This is a genomic window from Streptomyces flavusporus, assembly GCF_046267975.1.
GTDB classification, from domain to species: Bacteria; Actinomycetota; Actinomycetes; order Streptomycetales; family Streptomycetaceae; genus Streptomyces; species Streptomyces flavusporus.
This window is the reverse complement of record NZ_CP176503.1, coordinates 7,039,083-7,056,372: the sequence shown is the minus strand read 5'-3', so window position 1 is coordinate 7,056,372 and position 17,290 is coordinate 7,039,083. Positions and strand designations below refer to the sequence as shown.

Here is a 17,290-nt window from a genome sequence, read left to right as displayed (position 1 = left end):
TGGGGGTTTCCTTCACCGTTGAAGGTTCTTGCTGAAAACTTTCAGCAAGCTTGCAGTGACGCAGATGTTAAAGGCCCGCCGCCCGAAAGGGCAGCGGGCCGTACGAACTTCAATGAAAAATCTTGCGACGGGCCGTCAGGACCGGCCCAGCCGCGGCCGTCAGGCGGTCGTGCACCACACCGTCGTGTCGGCGGGCACCTTCACCTCGCCGTCCGCCTCGGACACCTCACCGCTGGCCAGCAGCAGCCGGCCGTGCGCCGGAGCGGTCACCGACTCGCCGGTGGTGTTCGCGACGCACACGAACTCACCGCGCCGGAAGGCGAGGACGCCCTCGGGCGCCTTCAGCCACTCGACCGAGTCGCCCGCGCCGAGGTCGGACTGGGCACGGCGCACGGCGAGCGCGGTGCGGTACAGCTCCAGCGTCGAACCCGGCACCCCCTGCTGGGCCTCGACGCTCAGCTCGCCCCACCCGTCCGGCTGGGGCAGCCAGCTGCCGCCGTTGCCGAAGCCGTACGACGATCCCGTGCGCGTCCAGGGGATCGGCACCCGGCAGCCGTCGCGGAAGCCGTCCTGGCCCGCCCCGCGGAAGTACGCGGGGTCCTGGCGCACCTCGTCGGGCAGGTCGACGACGTCCGGCAGGCCCAGTTCCTCGCCCTGGTAGATGTACGCCGAGCCGGGCAGCGCCAGCATCAGCAGGGTGGCGGCCCTGGCCCGCTTCAGGCCCAGCTCGCGGTCGCCGGCCGTACGGATCTGGGTGCCGAGGCCGGGCGGGTTGGCGAAGCGGGTGGCGTGCCGGGTGACGTCGTGGTTGGACAGGACCCAGGTGGCGGGGGCGCCGACGGGGCGCATCGCCTCCAGGGTGCGGTCGATGACGGTGCGCAGTTCCTTCGCGTCCCAGTCGGTGCTCAGGTACTGGAAGTTGAAGGCCTGGTGCAGTTCGTCGGGGCGGACGTAGTTGGCGGTGCGCTCGACGGTCGGGGTCCACGCCTCCGCGACGAAGATGCGCTCCCCCGCGTACTCGTCGAGGATCGTGCGCCACTGGCGGTAGATGGCGTGCACGCCGTCCTGGTCGAAGAACGGCATGACATCGTTGCCCAGCAGCTTCACCTGGTCGTGGGAGCCCAGGTCCGGCAGGCCCTCGGCCTTGACCAGGCCGTGGGCGACGTCGATACGGAAGCCGTCCACGCCCATGTCGAGCCAGAACCGCAGGATGGAGCGGAACTCGTCCCCGACCGCCGGGTGCTCCCAGTTGAAGTCGGGCTGCTCCGGTGCGAAGAGGTGCAGGTACCACTCGCCGTCCGGGACGCGGGTCCACGCCGGGCCGCCGAAGATGGACTCCCAGTCGTTGGGCGGGAGTTCGCCGTTCTTCCCCTTGCCGGGGCGGAAGTGGTAGCGGTCGCGCAGCGGGGAGCCGGGGCCTTCCCGGAGCGCCCGCTTGAACCATTCGTGCTGGTCGGAGGAGTGGTTCGGGACGAGGTCGACGATGATCCGCAGGCCCAGCTCATGGGCGTCGCGGATCAGCGCGTCCGCGTCGAGCAGCGAGCCGAACATGGGGTCGACGGCCCGGTAGTCGGCGACGTCGTAGCCGGCGTCGGCCTGCGGTGAGGCGTAGAAGGGGCTGAGCCACACGGCGTCCACGCCGAGGTCGCGCAGGTACGGGAGTCGGGAGCGTACGCCGTCCAGGTCGCCCATGCCGTCGCCGTTGCTGTCGGCGAAGCTGCGCGGATAGACCTGGTAGATCACCGCGTCGCGCCACCAGTCGCGGCGCTTGGTGACGGTGGCGACAGCGGAGGTTTCGGCCGGGTCGGCGGAGTGCTGGCTCATGGCGTCCTATACGTAACGAAGGTCGGGTCATCTGGCGTGCGGGGTGGGCGGCGGGTGACGAGGCGGCCGCGGTGCCGGCGGGGTCGGAAGGACACCGCGGCCGCCACCCGCGCGGACAGGGCGCGGGAGTCGGAGAGGGCTCAGCCCTTGGTGCCGCCGGCGGTGAGGCCGGTCACCAGGTTCTTCTGTACGAGGTAGAAGAACGCGGACACCGGTATCGCGATCAGCACCGCGGTCGCGGCCATCAGGTTGCGCTGGGCGTCGTGCTCGCTGACGAAGCTCTGCAGACCGACGGCGAAGGTGTACTTCTCGTCGTCCAGCAGGAACGTCGTGGCGAAGGCGACCTCGCCGAAGGCGGTGATGAAGCTGTAGAAGGCGGCCACCGCGAGGCCCGGCCGGGAGAGCGGCAGGATCAGCCGCAGGAAGGTGCCGAAGGGGGACAGTCCGTCGACGCGGCCGGCCTCGTCTATCTCCAAGGGGATGGTGTCGAAGTAGCCCTTCATCAGCCAGGCGCAGTACGGCACGGCGGTCGAGCAGTAGACCAGGATCAGGCCGAGGTAGGTGTCGATGAGCTGGAGCTCCGACAGGATCTGGTACATCGGCACCATCAGGACGGCCACCGGGAACATCTGGGTGACCAGGAGCGCCCACATGAACTTCTTGTAGCCGGGGAAGCGCATGCGGGAGACCGCGTAGCCGGTGGTGGCGGCGATGAGGACGCCGATGACCGTCGTGCCGAGGGAGACGACCAGCGAGCTCTTCAGCCAGTCGAAGAAGTTCGTCTCCTGGAGCACGAAGGAGTAGTTGTCGAAGGTCATCTTCGACCAGATGCGCCCGGGGTGGAGGTAGTCGTCCTTGTCCGGGCCGAGGGACAGGAAGACCAGCCAGGCGACCGGGAACAGCGCGATCAGGCTCGCGACGGTCAGGAGGCCGTGCGAGGCGAGGGTCCCGAGAAGGCTGCGCTCTCCGCGCCGGCGCGTCCTGCCGGGCGCGGCGGTGGCGGGGGCCTGGTCCGCGGTGGCGGACTTCTGAACGGTCGTGGTGCTCATGGGGACTCCTGCCTCAGATCGCGAGCTGCTGCTCATTGCGGTTCAGCCAGCGGCGGTAGAAGGAGGTGAAGACGATCAGGATGGCCAGCAGCAGGATGCCGTAGGCGGCGGACTGTGCGAAGTCACGCGGCTGCTGTCCGAAGCCGAGGTAATACGCCCAGGTGACAAGAATCTGAGCGTCCGGCGCAGTGCTGCCGAAGAGCAGGAAGATCACGGCGAACTGGTTGAAGGTCCAGATCACGCCGAGCAGGACGACGGTGGAGCTGACCGACCTCAGGCCCGGCAGGGTGACGTAGCGGAACCGCTGCCAGGCGTTCGCGCCGTCCATCTCGGCGGCCTCGTACAGCGTGGAGTCGATCGACTGAAGCCCGCCGAGCAGCGAGACCATCATGAACGGCACACCGCACCAGGTGTTGACCATGATCGCGGCGAACCGCTGCCAGAAGGTGTCCTCCAGCCACTGCGGCGTCGGCAGGTGCAGGGCCTCCAGGCCGGCGTTGAGGATGCCGCCGTCGGCGAGCATGAAGCGCCAGCCGAAGATGGTGACGAAGGTGGGCACGGCCCAGGGCAGGACCATGATCAGCCGGTAGAGGGTGCGGCCGCGCAGCTTCTGGTTGAGCAGCAGGGCGAGGCCGAGACCGATGGTGTAGTGCAGGCCGACACAGGCGGCCGTCCACACGATCGTCCAGATGAAGTGCGACCAGAAACGGTCGTAGGCGGTCTCGCCCCACAGGATGTCGGCGTAGTTGTCGAAGCCGATGAACTTGTAGGTGGCCTCGATCTCGTTGACGCCGATCGTGCGGGCCGTGTTGAGGCTGTTGGCGTCGGTGAGGGTCAGATAGAAGCCGTACGCCAGCGGATACAGCACGAGGACGCCCAGTACGAGGACCACGGGGGCGATCATCGCGTAGGCGTACCAGTACTTCTGGTAGCTGCGCCTCAGGCGCTGGACCGGGCCGGGCCGGGGCCCGCGGTCACCGAGGCGCTTTCCGGTCGCTCGATCGATGGCGACTGTCATGGTTCGACAACCTTTGTGAGGGTCTGCAGATCAGGGGGTACGGCGCACAGGCCGACGGCCGCCGGATCCTTCCCCCCCCCGTGAGTCAGGAGGATCCGACGGCCGGTCGGGGTCACTTGCTGAAGTCCGGAACCAGCTTGGCGATCGAGGTCTCGGCGCTGGCGAGCCCCTCGTCCAGGGACTTCTTGCCACCGGCGACGGCGAGCAGCTCGTCGTCGAGCGGGCCCCACAGCGAGCCGTACTCGGGCAGCGCGGGGCGCGGCTGGGCGGCGGCCAGGACGCCCTGGTAGCCGGCGATGCCCGGGTCGGCCTTGACCTCGGCGGTGTAGGCATCGTCACGCGTGGGGAGCGTGTTGTTCTTCAGGGCGATGGTCTCCTGGGCCTTCGCCGAGGTCATGAAGTTCACGAACTTCAGCGCGGCCTGCTGGTGCGCCTCGTCGGAGCCGGCGTAGACGGAGAGGTTGTGGCCGCCGGTCGGGGCGCCCGCCTTGCCGGTGGAGCCGGCCGGGACGGTGGCGATCCCGAGGTTCTCCTTGTCCTTGAACGCGGAGCCCTTGTAGAAGTTGGTGATCTCCCAGGGGCCCTGGATGATCGAGGCGACCTTGCCGTTGACGAACGCGTCCTGGATGTGGGCGTAGGCGTCGGCGGTGGTGTCGGCCTTGTGCAGGCCCTTGCCGTCGAAGAGGTCCAGCCAGGTGCCGTACGCCTTCTTGGCCTCGGGCGAGTTCACGGTGATCTTCTTGGCGTCGGCGTCGACGGTGTCGGTGCCCTCGCCGTAGAGGAAGGACTGGGCGTAGTAGGACTGGGTGGTACCCCAGTAGCCGTCGACGCCGGTCTTGTCCTTGATGGTGGCGGCGGCCTTCTTCAGGTCGTCCCAGGTCTTCGGGGCCTCGACGCCGGCCTTCTCGAAGAGGTCCTTGTTGTAGACCAGCGCGAGGGTGTCCGTGGTGAAGGGGACGCCGTAGGTCTTGCCCTCGTACTGGGCCTGCTCGATCAGGTTGGGCTGGAACTTGCTCTCCTCGGCGAGGGCCTCGGTGCCGTCCAGCGGCAGGAAGAAGCCCTTCTTGGCGAAGGCGGGGGTCCAGCCGACCTCGGAGCGCAGCACGTCCGGGGCGCCCTTGGAGCCGGCGGCCGTGTCGAACTTGTTCTGCGCCTGGTCGAAGGGCACGTTGACGTACTTGACCTTGATGTCCTTGTTGGCGGCCTCGAACTCCTTGACCAAGGCCTGGTACGTCGGCGCCTCATTCGTGGCGTTGGAGGTGTCCCACCAGGTGATGGTGACCGGACCGTCGGCCGAGTCGCCGCTGTCGCCTCCGCCGCAGGCCGTCGCCGCGAGGGCGAGGGACGCCACCAGCGCGGTGGCCGCTATGCCACGCCGCATGAGTTCTCCTTGAGGGTGAAAGCCCGTGTGCTCAGGGCGCGGTCCCGTCTACCCGCCCTGTCGACTCCGACTGCGCCGGTGGGGGTACCCCCACGCCATTAAGGCAGTGGGGGAGGCCGCCGGGCGACGTGAACGTAACAGCGATGTAAGTGTTGCGAAAGTCCTTGCAGAAAAAAAGTGCAAGGCATCACCGAAGTTATCCGGACGTGACCTCTCGTCGATCGCTGTGAGACCGTTCTTCTGCGGGGTTGAGCGGGCACGGACGGTGTTGTGCAAGACTCTGCAAGCTCTTGCCGTTCGTTTCACGAGGGGACGCCATGTCGCAGCAACCCGCAGCGCGCCGGTCAACCGCACGCACCCGGCGTCCGATTGGTGTGCAAGGCGACATACGGCCGGTACAGTCCAGTGCCGTGACCACACGGCTTGCCGACATCGCTGCTCAGGCGGGGGTGAGCGAAGCGACCGTCAGCCGCGTCCTCAACGGGAAGCCGGGCGTCGCCGCCACCACCCGCCAGTCCGTGCTGGCCGCGCTGGACGTCCTCGGCTACGAGCGTCCGGTACGGCTGCGGCAGCGCAGCGCCGGTCTGGTGGGCCTGATCACCCCGGAGCTGGAGAACCCGATATTCCCTGCCCTGGCGCAGGTCATCGGCCAGGCGCTGACCCGGCAGGGCTACACCCCCGTCCTCGCCACCCAGACTCCCGGCGGGTCGACCGAGGACGAGCTCACGGAGATGCTGGTCGATCGCGGCGTCGCCGGCATCATCTACGTCTCCGGCCTCCATGCGGACACCACCGCCGACATGCAGCGCTACGAGCAGCTGCGCGCCCAGGGCGTGCCGTTCGTGCTCGTCGACGGCTTCTCCCCCAAGGTGCAGGCGCCGTTCATCTCGCCCGACGACCGGGCGGCGATGGCCCTGGCCGTCACGCATCTGGCGTCGCTGGGCCACACCCGGATCGGCCTGGCGCTCGGCCCGAAGCGTTTCGTTCCGGTGCAGCGCAAGATCGAGGGGTTTGTCCGGGCGATGCAGGACCAGCTGGGCCTGAGCCCGCAGACCGTCGAGTCGGACCTCATCCAGCACTCGCTGTACACCCTCGAGGGCGGTCAGGCGGCCGCCACGGCCCTGATCGCCCGGGACTGCACGGCGGTGGTGTGCGCCAGCGACATGATGGCGCTCGGTGCCATACGGGCGGCCCGGCAGCACGGCCTGGACGTCCCGAAGGACATCTCGGTCGTGGGCTTCGACGACTCCCCCCTGATCGCCTTCACCGACCCGCCCCTGACCACGGTCCGCAAGCCGGTCCCGGCGATGGGTCAGGCGGCGGTGCGCACGCTGCTGGAGGAGATCGGCGGGACGCCGGCGCCGCACAGTGAGTTCGTGTTCATGCCGGAGCTGGTGGTGCGTGGTTCCACCGCTTCGGCCCCTGGGGACCGGAATCGTCCGTAAGGCGGAGAACCGGTGACCACCGCTAGTGCACGGGTACGAGTCGCCTGCCTCTTCCCGTCGTAGAACGTGCGTCCTGAACCCGACCAGGGGATGATCGGAGCCGGAAGTCTTTTCTGGCAGACTCTGTGCCCATGGGTGACACGACCGTGACGACACCGGAAGGCCGGGAAAGAGTCCTTCCGCATCCCGTCGCGGACGAAACCGGGCGGGGAATCCTGCACCGGCTGCGCGCACCGCGCCGACCCCGCCTGTGGTTCGAGATCCTGCTGATCGCGGTGAGTTACTGGACGTACTCGCTGATCCGCAACGCGGTCCCGGAGCAGAAGGCCGAAGCGCTGCGCAACGCCGACTGGATCTGGAAGGCCGAGCAACAGCTCGGTATCGCCGTGGAACAGTCCGTCAATCACGCCGTCAACTCGGTGACCTGGCTCGTCGTCAGCATGAACTACTACTACGCGACGCTGCACTTCGTGGTGACGCTGGGCGTGCTGGTGTGGCTGTACCGCAGCCATCCCGGGCGTTATGCGGCGACGCGGCTGGTCCTCTTCGCGACGACGGGCGTGGCCCTGGTCGGTTACTACCTGTATCCGCTGGCGCCGCCACGGTTGATGAACAGCGCCGACTTCATCGACACCGTCATGGTCCATCAGACCTGGGGTTCGATGGCCTCCGGCGACCTGAAGAACATGTCCAACCAGTACGCCGCGATGCCGTCCATGCACATCGGCTGGTCCGTGTGGAGCGGGCTGACGATCTTCGCGCTGGCGACGGTTCCGTGGGTGCGGGTGCTGGGGCTGCTGTACCCGGCGGCCACCCTGGTGGTGATCGTCGCCACCGCCAACCACTTCTGGCTCGACGCCGTCGGCGGCATCCTGTGCCTCGGCTTCGGCTACGCGCTGGCGTGGGTGTGGTACGGATCATGGCCGTACGCGCTGCCGCGCCGGGTCGCGAGCGGGTCGGAGGACTCCCGGCGGGCGGATACGGACGACTCCCGGCGGGGTACCTCCCGGCCGCAGGAGGTGCCCGGCCCCCGTACCCGGGCTCACGCCCCGTAGAACAGCTCCTCCACGACGCCCCGCGCCCTGCGTGCCGTACGCCGGTACGCGTCCAGCATGTCGCCCACGTGGCCCGGCCCGTACCCGAGGTAGCGGCCGACCGCGGCCCGTTCACGGGGGTCCGAGGGGAAGGTGTCCCCGGCGCGTCCGCGGACCAGCATCACAGCGTTGCGCACCCTGGTGGCCAGCACCCACGCCTCGTCGAGGATCGCCGCGTCCTCGGCGGACACCAGGTCGGCCTCGCGTGCGGCCGCAAGGGCCTGGCGGGTGCGGGTCGTGCGCAGCCCCGGTTCCTGCCATCCGTGCCGCATCTGCAGCAACTGCACGGTCCACTCCACGTCGGACAGCCCGCCCGGCCCGATCTTGGTGTGCAGCTTGGGGTCGGCGCCCCGGGGCAGCCGTTCCGACTCCATCCGCGCCTTGAGCCGCCGGATCTCTCGTACGGCCTCCTCTCCCAGCCCCTGCTCCGGGTACCGCAGCGGATCGATCAGCTCGATGAACCGGCGCCCCAGGTCCTCGTCGCCGGCCACCGGTTCGGCCCGCAGCAGCGCCTGCGACTCCCAGACCAGGGACCAGCGGCGGTAGTACGCCTCGTACGACTTCAGTGTCCGCACCAGCGGTCCCGACTTGCCCTCCGGCCGCAGGTCCGCGTCGATCAGCAGCGGCGGGTCGGAGCTCGGGATCTGCAGCAGGCGCCGCATCTCGGCGACGACCCGGCCCGCGGCCTCGGCTGCCTCCCGTTCGTCGACCCCGTCCTGCGGCTCGTGCACGAACAGCACGTCCGCGTCGGAGCCGTAGCCCAGCTCGTGCCCGCCGAACCGGCCCATGCCGATCACCGCGAACCGGGTCGGCAGGGCGTCGCCCCACCCCTCCCGGACCACGGCCCGCAGCGTCCCGGCCAGCGTCGCCGCCGTCAGATCGGACACCGCTCCGCCGACCCGGTCCACCAGCGCCCCCTGGTCGGCCTCGACCGGCTGGGCCTCGGTGCCGTAGGAGCCGACGATGTCGGCGGCGGCGATACGGAACAGCTCCCGGCGCCGTACCCCACGGGCCGCCGTGACCGCCTGCTCACCGCCATCGGCCCGGCCGACGGCCGCGAGGATCTCCTGCTCCAGGTGGGCCCGCGACCGGGGCTGAAGTCCCCCGCCGTCGCCGCCGCCCAGCAGCGCCACGGCCTCCGGGGCCCGCATCAGCAGGTCGGGGGCGAGCCGGCCGGCGGACAGCACCCGAGCCAGGTTCTCCGCCGCCGCGCCCTCGTCCCGCAGCAGCCGCAGATACCAGGGCGTCTTGCCCAAAGCGTCGGACACCTTGCGGAAGTTGAGCAGACCGGCGTCCGGGTCGGCGGAGTCCGCGAACCAGCCGAGCAGCACGGGCAGCAGGGTGCGCTGGATCGCGGCCTTGCGGGAGACGCCGGAGGCCAGCGCCTCCAGGTGGCGCAGGGCCGCGGCCGGGTCGGCGTACCCCAGCGCGACCAGCCGCGCGCGGGCCGCCTCGGGGCTCAACCGTGCCTCGCCGGGGGCGAGTTGGGCGACCGCGTCGAGCAGCGGCCGGTAGAAGATCTTCTCGTGCAGGCGCCGCACGACGGCGGCGTGCCGCTTCCACTCCCGGTTCAGCTCGCCGACCGGGTCCGTGCGCAGGCCGAGGGAGCGGCCGAGGCGCCGCTGGTCGGCCTCGTCCTCGGGGACGAGGTGGGTGCGGCGCAGCCGGTAGAGCTGGATGCGGTGCTCCATGGAGCGCAGGAAGCGGTACGCGTCCTCCAGTTGCGCGGCGTCCGCCCGCCCCACGTACCCGCCCGCGGCCAGCGCCTGCAACGCGGCCAGCGTCGTCCCGCTCCGGAGCGAGGCGTCCGTCCGCCCGTGCACCAACTGCAGCAGCTGTACGGCGAATTCGACGTCCCGCAGGCCGCCCGGGCCCAGCTTCAGTTCGCGCTCGACCTCGGCGACGGGGATGTTCTCGACGACCCTCCGACGCATCTTCTGCACGTCGGCGACGAAGTTCTCACGCTCGGCGGCCTGCCACACCAGCGGCTCGAGGGCGGCGACGTACTCCTCGCCGAGTTCGATGTCACCGGCGACCGGGCGGGCCTTGAGCAGGGCCTGGAACTCCCAGGTCTTGGCCCAGCGTTGGTAGTAGGCGAGGTGGCTGCTGAGGGTGCGCACCAGCGGACCGTTGCGGCCCTCGGGGCGAAGATTGGCGTCGACGGGCCAGATGGAACCCGCGACGTTGGTCTCGGAGCAGATCCGCATCATGTGCGAGGCGAGCCGGGTCGCGGCGCGCAGCGCCTTGCCCTCGTCGGCTCCCTCGACGGCCTCGCCGACGAAGATGACATCGACGTCGGAGACGTAGTTCAGCTCGTGGCCGCCGCACTTGCCCATCGCGATGACGGCGAGCCGGCACAGCGCGGCGTCGTCGGGCGCGGCGGCGCGCGCGATGCCGAGGGCGGCACGCAGGGTGGCGGTGGCCAGGTCGGCGAGCTCGGCCGCGGTCTGGGCGACGTCGATCGTGCCGCACACGTCCCGTGCGGCGATGGACAGCAGGCAGCGCCGGTAGGCGACGCGCAGTGTGACGGGGTCGGTGGCCTCGGCCAGGCCCTGCTCGAACTCCGTCACTCCGGGGTGCAGGTCCCGCGGCTCGTAGGTGACGAGGGCCTGCCAGTCGCCGGCGTGCCGGGCGAGGTGGTCGGCGAGGGCGGCCGAGGCGCCGAGCACACCGAGGAGACGGTCGCGCAGCGGCTTGGACGCGGTCAGGGTGTCGAGCAGTTCACGGCGTGCGGTGGGGGCGGGCTGGGCCTCCAGCAGGCGTACCAGACCGTGCAGGGCCAGGTCCGGGTCGGCGGTGGCGCCCAGTGCGTCCAGCAGCACCGGGTCGTCGCGCAGGCCCGCGAGCTCCACGCCGGACAGGAGCCGCTCGGCGGCGGCGGGATCGGTGAAGCCGTGCCGCAGCAGCCGCGTGAAGGTACTGCTTCTGCGCCCCGGCGTCATCCTCGCCCTCCCGTCCGGATCAACGTGCCACGAGCCGAGCCTAACCGGACTGCCCGCGTCAGGCGCCGATGAGTTTCGTGGGCGTACGGGGTCTGCCCTGTCGAGGACCTTCAGGAGGCAGCTCATGATCGCCAAGCAACCACAGACCCGTCTCGACCAGCGCTACAGCGACGAGACGGCCACCGCGACCCCCTGGTCGGACGCCGAGGCGCTGCTCGCCGGGTCCGAGCTGTTCTGGATCTCGACGGTACGCCCCGACGGGCGGCCGCATGTGACCCCCCTGCTCGCCGTCTGGTCGGACGGCCGGCTGCACTTCTGCACCGGCCCCGAGGAGCGCAAGGCCCAGAACCTCGCCGCGAACCCGCACGTCGTGCTCACCACCGGCACCAACACCTGGAACAAGGGATACGACCTGGTGGTCGAGGGCGAGGCGGTGCGGATCACCGACGATGCCCGGCTGCGCGAACTGGCCGCCGCGTGGGAGGCGAAGTACGGCAGCGTCTGGCACTTCGACGTGGCGGACGGCTGCTTCCGGCACAGTGCGGGACACGCCTACGTCTACTCGGTGGCGCCGCGGACGGTTTTCGGCTTCGGTAAGGGTGAGCCGTTCAGCCAGACCCGTTGGCGATTCCCCTTGGAGGACTGACCAGCAATGGACTTCACGCTCGAAGTGATCCCGCTGCCCGTGACCGACATCGACCGGGCCCGCGACTTCTACCGGGACAAGGTCGGCTTCCACGTCGACATCGACCAGGAGGTCATGCCGGGTATGCGCATCGTCCAGCTGACGCCTCCGGGCTCGGGCTGTTCGATCGCGCTCGGCGACAGCATCTGGGACCTGACCAAGGGCGAGACCAAACCCGAGCCCGGCTCCTACCAAGGCCTCCAGCTCTGTGTCGCCGACATCAAGGCGGCCCGCGCGGAGCTGGTCGAACGGGGCCTCGAGATCTCCGAGCCGGTCCAGTACTCCCCCGACGACGGCGCGACGTTCATGTACTTCAAGGACCCCGACGGCAACGGCTGGTCGATCCAGGAGTACCGCCGCAGGGCCACGGAGCCGCTGCACCAGGTGCCGGCGGAGTTGAAGCGGCAGTAGGGAGACGCGTGGTGCAGGGGGTGCCGTGTCCGGGCACCCCCTGCACGAGGGGCAGCAGGCCTCGCGGTCGCGTGACATGTCGGCTGTCGGGGCTGCCTTCTCCCCGGGGTGTCGCTCCCACACGGCGGGCATATTGTCCGTATATGGGTGGTAATCGGTGTGGTCGGTGCGGTGCGCCATCGCAGGAGCGGTCGGTACGGCCCGGAGAAGGTGAGAGCGTGCAGGATCCTGCCGGCTTCGTCGCTGCCGCGAGCTTCGGCCCGGAGCTGGTGGATCTCGCTCTGGCCCGGGTCGTGTCGGAGACCGGCGCGTCCGCGGGCTTTGTGTATCTGCTGCCGCCGGGCGAGTGGGTACTGCGGCTGGCAGTGCTCAGCGGGGACTCGCCGGAGCTCATCGCGCCGTGGGCGCAGGTGCGGCTCACCGCCCCGGTCCCGGTGGCCGACGCCGTGCGCGAGCGGCGCCTGGTGTGGCTCGGCAGCCAGGAAGAGCTGGCGCGCCGCTACCCGCAGTCCGCGCTCGTGCTGCCCTACCACTTGGCGGTGGCCGCCGCACCGATCACCACCGACACCACCGTCTGGGGCGGTTTGGTGCTGCGGTGGCCCGGCTCGCACCCGCCGCAGCTGCCCCCGCAGAAGCGCGATGCGCTCCTTGCCTGCTGCCACCGCCTGGGCCTGTTCCTGCAGCAGGCCGCCGACGGTGACCACCCGGTGCTGCCCGAGCCCGAGCCGCGAGTGGTCCCCCCGCTCCGCTCCCGCACCCCCGAGCCGGTCCGGGAGACGGCCGCGGCCGACTTCGCCGAGCGCCTGCCCGGAGGCTGCTGCGCGCTGAACCCGGAGGGCCGGATCACCTTTCTCACCTCCGCCGCTGCCGACCTCCTCGGAGCCGACGTCCCCGGCCTGTTGGGCGCCCGGCCCTGGGAGGCCCTGCCGTGGCTGGACGACCCGGTCGTCGAAGACCGCTACCGGGCCGCAGTCTTCAGCCGCCAGCCCACCTCCTTCACCGCCCTGCGCCCACCGGACCACTGGCTGTCCTTCCACCTCCACCCGGACCCATCCGGCATCAGCGTCCGCATCACCCCCACCGCCACGGCCCATGGCCCGGACGCTTCAGAGGTGCTGCACCCCCCTCCCCCCGCCACGCCGGGCCGGGCGACCGCGCTCTACCACCTGCTGCACCTGGCCGCCACGCTCACCGAGGCCGTCGGGGTGCGGGACGTGGTCGACCGGGTCGCCGACCAGCTCCTGCCCGCCTTCGGCGCCCAGGCCCTCGCCCTGATGACGACGCAGGAGGGCCGGCTGCGGATCATCGGCTACCGCGGCTACGCCGCCGAGCTCATGGACCGCTTCGACGCCCTCCCCCTGACCTCGGACACCCCCGCCGTGCACGTCCTGACCACCGGCGTCCCCAGCTTCTTCGCCACCTTCGAGGACCTCAAACGCGCCTATCCCCCCGCCGTCCGGCAGGACGAGATGGGCGCCTGGGCCTTTCTGCCCCTGATCACCTCCGGCCACCCCGTCGGCTCGCTGGTCCTCGCCTACGCCCGGCCCCGCCCCTTCGCCCCGGAGGAACGGGCCATCCTCACCTCCACCGCCGGACTGGTCGCCCAGGCCCTGGACCGGGCCCACCTCTACGACGCCAAACACCAGCTCGCCCACAGCCTGCAGACCGCCCTGCTGCCCCAGGCCCTTCCCCACATCCCCGGCCTGGACGTGGCCGCCCGCTACCTCCCCTCCGCCCGCGGCATCGACATCGGCGGCGACTTCTACGACCTCATCCGCCTCGACGAGGCGACCGCCGCCGCAGCCATCGGCGACGTCCAGGGCCACAACGTGAACGCCGCCGCCCTCATGGGGCAGGTCCGCACCGCCGTCCACGCCACCGCCGGCGCACCCCCCGGCGAGGTCCTGGCCCGCACCAACCGCCTGCTCACCGACCTGGACCCCGGCCTGTTCACCAGCTGCCTCTACGCCCACCTCGACCTGGCGCGCCACCGCGCCCACCTGGCCACCGCCGGCCATCCCCCGCCGCTGCTGCGCCACCCCGACGGGCACACCGAGGTCCTCGACCTGCCGCCCGGACTCCTGCTGGGCATCGATCCGGCCGCCGACTACCCGACGACCGGGATCCCCCTGCCACCCGGCGCCGTGCTCGCCCTGTACACCGACGGCCTCGTCGAAACCCCCGGCATCGACCTCGGCGAGGCCATCGCCGGCCTCGCCGACCAGCTCGCCCGGGCCCAGGGGCAGAGCATGGACGCCCTCGCCGAGACCCTCGTCCACCACGCCCAGGGGTCGGCATCCCACGGCGACGACATCGCCCTGCTCCTCATCCATCCGCACCAGGACGGCGGCTGACACGAGACGGCCCAGGGCCAGTGAGACGGCTCAGGGCCGACGGTTCGAGACCGTCGGACCCTGGATGCCGCGCACGCGGGATACCCGCGCTGACCTGCTCTTACAGCACCGGCAGGTTCTTCCGCAGCTCGAACGCCGTCACCTCGGAGCGGTACTCCTCCCACTCCTGCCGCTTGTTGCGCAGGAAGAAGTCGAACACGTGCTCACCCAGCGTCTCGGCGACCAGGTCACTGCGCTCCATGAGGCCGAGCGCCTCCCCCAGGTTCTGCGGCAGCGGCTCGATCCCCATCGCCCGCCGCTCCGCATCGGACAGCGCCCACACGTCGTCCTCGGCGCCCGGCGGCAGTTCGTAGCCCTCCTCGATGCCCTTGAGACCGGCGGCGAGGAGCACGGCGTACGCCAGATACGGATTCGCACCGGAGTCCAGCGACCGCACCTCGACCCGCGCGGACCCGGTCTTCCCCGGCTTGTACATCGGCACCCGCACCAGCGCCGACCGGTTGTTGTGCCCCCAGCAGATGTACGACGGCGCCTCACCACCCGCGCCGGCCGTGCGCTCGGAGCCGCCCCAGATGCGCTTGTAGGAGTTCACCCACTGGTTGGTGACCGCCGAGATCTCCGCCGCGTGCCGCAGCAGGCCCGCGATGAAGGAGCGGCCGACCTTGGACAGCTGGTACTCGGCGCCGGACTCGTAGAACGCGTTCCGGTCGCCCTCGAACAGCGACAGGTGGGTGTGCATACCGGAGCCGGGGTGCTCCGAGAACGGCTTCGGCATAAAGGTCGCCTGCAGGTTCTGCTCGAGCGCCACCTGCTTCATGACCAGCCGGAACGTCATGACGTTGTCCGCGGTGGACAGCGCGTCCGCGTACCGGAGGTCGATCTCCTGCTGGCCCGGCGCGCCCTCGTGGTGGGAGAACTCGACGGAGATGCCCATCGACTCCAGCATGGTGATCGCCTGGCGGCGGAAGTCCATGCCGACGTTGGTCGGGGTGTGGTCGAAGTAGCCGGAGTTGTCGGCGGGGGTGGGCACCGAGCCGTCGACCGGCTTGTTCTTCAGCAGGAAGAACTCGATCTCCGGGTGGGTGTAGAAGGTGAAGCCGAGGTCGGAGGCGCGGGCGAGGGCGCGCTTGAGGACGTAGCGCGGGTCGGCGAAGGAGGGGGAGCCGTCCGGCATGAGGATGTCGCAGAACATCCGGGCCGTGCCGGGGGTCTCCGCGCGCCACGGCAGGATCTGGAACGTCGACGGATCGGGCTTGGCGATCATGTCGGACTCGTACACCCGGGCGAAGCCCTCGATGGCGGAGCCGTCGAAGCCGATGCCCTCGTCGAAGGCCTGCTCCAGTTCGGCCGGGGCCACGGCCACGGACTTGAGGAAACCCAGCACGTCCGTGAACCACAGGCGTACGAACCGGATGTCGCGCTCCTCCAACGTCCGGAGCACGAACTCCTGCTGCTTGTCCATCTTCCGCTTCCCCATCCTTGCTGGTCAGGCCGCCTGTCTCCCGCACCACGGGAGGCGGTCGGGCACCTGAGCATCCCACCACAACACCATTTCATGCGCGTTGCGGACCTTGATCGCCCGGCCGACCCCGGCCTGAACGCCTCGCGTACGGCAGGTGTACGGCTGTGCTGCCCATCTTGCCTGCTCGCACCGACATCCGTAATGCCCGTCCGGAGGCCACCGGGATCGGGCCGTTCGCGGTCCGTTCCGGTGCCCTCCCCTACGACCCGGCCCACCTCCCCCATTACGATCAGCCCACCCGACTTCCTCCCGTTCCCCAGAAGGGCCGGCCCCATGGGTTCCGCCAAGAACAAGAGCAGTTCGGCGCGCGCGGCGCGCATAGAGGAGATGCGGCGCGCGGAGCGTGCCCGTGAGCGGCGCAACCGGATCCTCACGATCGCGGCCAGTGTGGTGGTCGTCGCCGGTCTCGTCGTCGGTGGCGTGGTCCTCGTCCAGTCGCAGTCCGACGACTCCGACACGGCGGCGAGCGACGCGAAGTCCACCGGCAAGTTCGTCACGGGCGCGGACGGCGTCAAGACGTGGGAGGGCGACCTGGCCCGCAACCACGTCACCAAGGCCGTGTCGTACCCGGTGGAGCCCCCGGTCGGCGGCGACCACCACCAGGTGTGGATGAACTGCAACGGCGACGTCTACACCGAGGAGATCCCCAACGTGAACGCCGTGCACTCGCTGGAGCACGGCGCGGTCTGGGTGACGTACACGAGCAAGGCCGCCGAGGACGACGTGGACGCGCTGGCGGCGAAGGTGAGGAAGACGCCGTACACGCTGATGAGCCCGGACGAGAAGCAGAAGGACCCGATCGTGCTGACGGCGTGGGGCCACCAGCGCACGGTGACCGGCGCGGACGACCCGAACGTCGACAAGTTCTTCGAGAAGTACGTGCAGGGCGAGCAGACTCCCGAGCCGGGGGCCGCCTGCACGGGCGGGCTGTCGAAGTGAGGCGTGCGCGGGCCGGCTGGATCGCGGGGGCCGCGACGGCGCTGCTCGTCGCGGTCGGCGGGATCACGTACGCGGTCGCCGGGGACGGCGGCTCGGACGCCGCCGCGCCGGCCGCCGACTCCGCGGACGCCGGCTTTGCGCGCGACATGGCGGTGCACCACCAGCAGGCCGTGGAGATGTCGTACATCGTGCGCGACCGCACCGACGACGAGGAGGTGCGGCTGCTGGCGTACGACATCGCGCAGACGCAGGCCAACCAGCGCGGCATGATGTTGGGCTGGCTGGACCTGTGGGGGCTGCCGAAGGTGTCGGCGCGGCCGATGGCCTGGATGGGCATGGGCGGCATGGCGTCCGGCGAGGACGGGGCGCTGATGCCGGGGATGGCCACCAACACCGAGATGAAGCGGCTGGGGCAGCTCGACGGACGGCGGGCCGAGATCTTCTTCCTGCAGCTCATGACGGACCATCACCAGGGTGGCATCCACATGGCGGAGAGCTGTGTCGACAAGTGCACGGTCGGCGCGGAGAAGCGGCTGGCGCAGGGGATGGTCGACGCCCAGGAGTCGGAGATCCGGCTCATGGCGGACCTGCTGAAGGAGCGGGGCGCGAAGCCGCGGCCATAGTGC

The 17,290-nt window shown here is 70.3% G+C and carries 13 protein-coding genes; 7 read left to right on the top strand and 6 right to left on the bottom strand.

What is annotated here, in order from left to right:
- Positions 1–159: 159 nt before the first annotated feature.
- The 4 genes from ACKTSN_RS33350 to ACKTSN_RS33335 all read right to left on the bottom strand — a co-directional run bounded on the left by ACKTSN_RS33350 (position 160) and on the right by ACKTSN_RS33335 (position 5,272).
- Positions 160–1,824 carry a glycoside hydrolase family 13 protein gene (locus ACKTSN_RS33350; RefSeq protein ID WP_409472515.1) on the bottom strand — a complete coding sequence of 555 codons (1,665 nt, stop codon included), beginning with the start codon at positions 1,822–1,824 and terminating at the stop codon, positions 160–162.
- Between the two features lie 140 nt (positions 1,825–1,964).
- Positions 1,965–2,873: a sugar ABC transporter permease gene (locus ACKTSN_RS33345; RefSeq protein WP_409472514.1), complete on the bottom strand. Its 909-nt coding sequence runs from the start codon at positions 2,871–2,873 to the stop codon at positions 1,965–1,967.
- A gap of 13 nt (positions 2,874–2,886) precedes the next feature.
- Positions 2,887–3,891, bottom strand: coding sequence for a carbohydrate ABC transporter permease (locus ACKTSN_RS33340; protein ID WP_409472513.1), 1,005 nt, complete (start codon positions 3,889–3,891; stop codon positions 2,887–2,889).
- 112 nt (positions 3,892–4,003) lie between these two features.
- Positions 4,004–5,272: an extracellular solute-binding protein gene (locus tag ACKTSN_RS33335; RefSeq protein WP_409472512.1), complete on the bottom strand. Its 1,269-nt coding sequence runs from the start codon at positions 5,270–5,272 to the stop codon at positions 4,004–4,006.
- Positions 5,273–5,682: 410 nt separating this feature from the next.
- Here ACKTSN_RS33335 and ACKTSN_RS33330 point away from each other — a divergent pair, with 410 nt between their 5' ends.
- The gene (locus ACKTSN_RS33330; RefSeq protein ID WP_409472511.1) at positions 5,683–6,717 is read left to right on the top strand and encodes a LacI family DNA-binding transcriptional regulator; all 1,035 of its coding nucleotides are present in this window, start codon (positions 5,683–5,685) and stop codon (positions 6,715–6,717) included.
- A gap of 131 nt (positions 6,718–6,848) precedes the next feature.
- Positions 6,849–7,772: a phosphatase PAP2 family protein gene (locus ACKTSN_RS33325; protein WP_409472510.1), complete on the top strand. Its 924-nt coding sequence runs from the start codon at positions 6,849–6,851 to the stop codon at positions 7,770–7,772.
- Here the strand turns inward: ACKTSN_RS33325 and ACKTSN_RS33320 are convergent.
- Positions 7,760–10,753, bottom strand: a complete 2,994-nt coding sequence (locus tag ACKTSN_RS33320; RefSeq protein ID WP_409472509.1) for a bifunctional [glutamine synthetase] adenylyltransferase/[glutamine synthetase]-adenylyl-L-tyrosine phosphorylase — start codon at positions 10,751–10,753, stop codon at positions 7,760–7,762. The genes ACKTSN_RS33325 and ACKTSN_RS33320 overlap by 13 nt on opposite strands.
- Positions 10,754–10,877: 124 nt before the next feature.
- Between ACKTSN_RS33320 and ACKTSN_RS33315 the strand changes: the two genes are divergently transcribed.
- The 3 genes from ACKTSN_RS33315 (at position 10,878) to ACKTSN_RS33305 (ending at position 14,203) form a co-directional block, all read left to right on the top strand.
- The gene (locus ACKTSN_RS33315; RefSeq protein ID WP_409472508.1) at positions 10,878–11,399 is read left to right on the top strand and encodes a pyridoxamine 5'-phosphate oxidase family protein; all 522 of its coding nucleotides are present in this window, start codon (positions 10,878–10,880) and stop codon (positions 11,397–11,399) included.
- A 6-nt stretch (positions 11,400–11,405) separates the two neighbouring features.
- On the top strand, positions 11,406–11,849 hold the full coding sequence (locus ACKTSN_RS33310) for a VOC family protein (RefSeq protein ID WP_409472507.1): 444 nt from the start codon (positions 11,406–11,408) through the stop codon (positions 11,847–11,849).
- Between the two features lie 218 nt (positions 11,850–12,067).
- On the top strand, positions 12,068–14,203 hold the full coding sequence (locus ACKTSN_RS33305) for a SpoIIE family protein phosphatase (RefSeq protein WP_409472506.1): 2,136 nt from the start codon (positions 12,068–12,070) through the stop codon (positions 14,201–14,203).
- 100 nt (positions 14,204–14,303) lie between these two features.
- Here the strand turns inward: ACKTSN_RS33305 and glnA are convergent, their stop codons facing one another.
- On the bottom strand, positions 14,304–15,665 hold the full coding sequence (gene glnA, locus ACKTSN_RS33300; protein WP_409472505.1) for a type I glutamate--ammonia ligase: 1,362 nt from the start codon (positions 15,663–15,665) through the stop codon (positions 14,304–14,306).
- Between the two features lie 333 nt (positions 15,666–15,998).
- On the opposite strand from glnA, the gene ACKTSN_RS33295 reads away from it, so the two are divergent.
- Both ACKTSN_RS33295 and ACKTSN_RS33290 read left to right on the top strand, forming a co-directional pair.
- Positions 15,999–16,664 carry a DUF3105 domain-containing protein gene (locus ACKTSN_RS33295; protein WP_409472504.1) on the top strand — a complete coding sequence of 222 codons (666 nt, stop codon included), beginning with the start codon at positions 15,999–16,001 and terminating at the stop codon, positions 16,662–16,664.
- Positions 16,661–17,287, top strand: a complete 627-nt coding sequence (locus tag ACKTSN_RS33290; RefSeq protein WP_409472503.1) for a DUF305 domain-containing protein — start codon at positions 16,661–16,663, stop codon at positions 17,285–17,287. The genes ACKTSN_RS33295 and ACKTSN_RS33290 overlap by 4 nt, the downstream gene beginning before the upstream one ends.
- Positions 17,288–17,290: the final 3 nt, after the last annotated feature.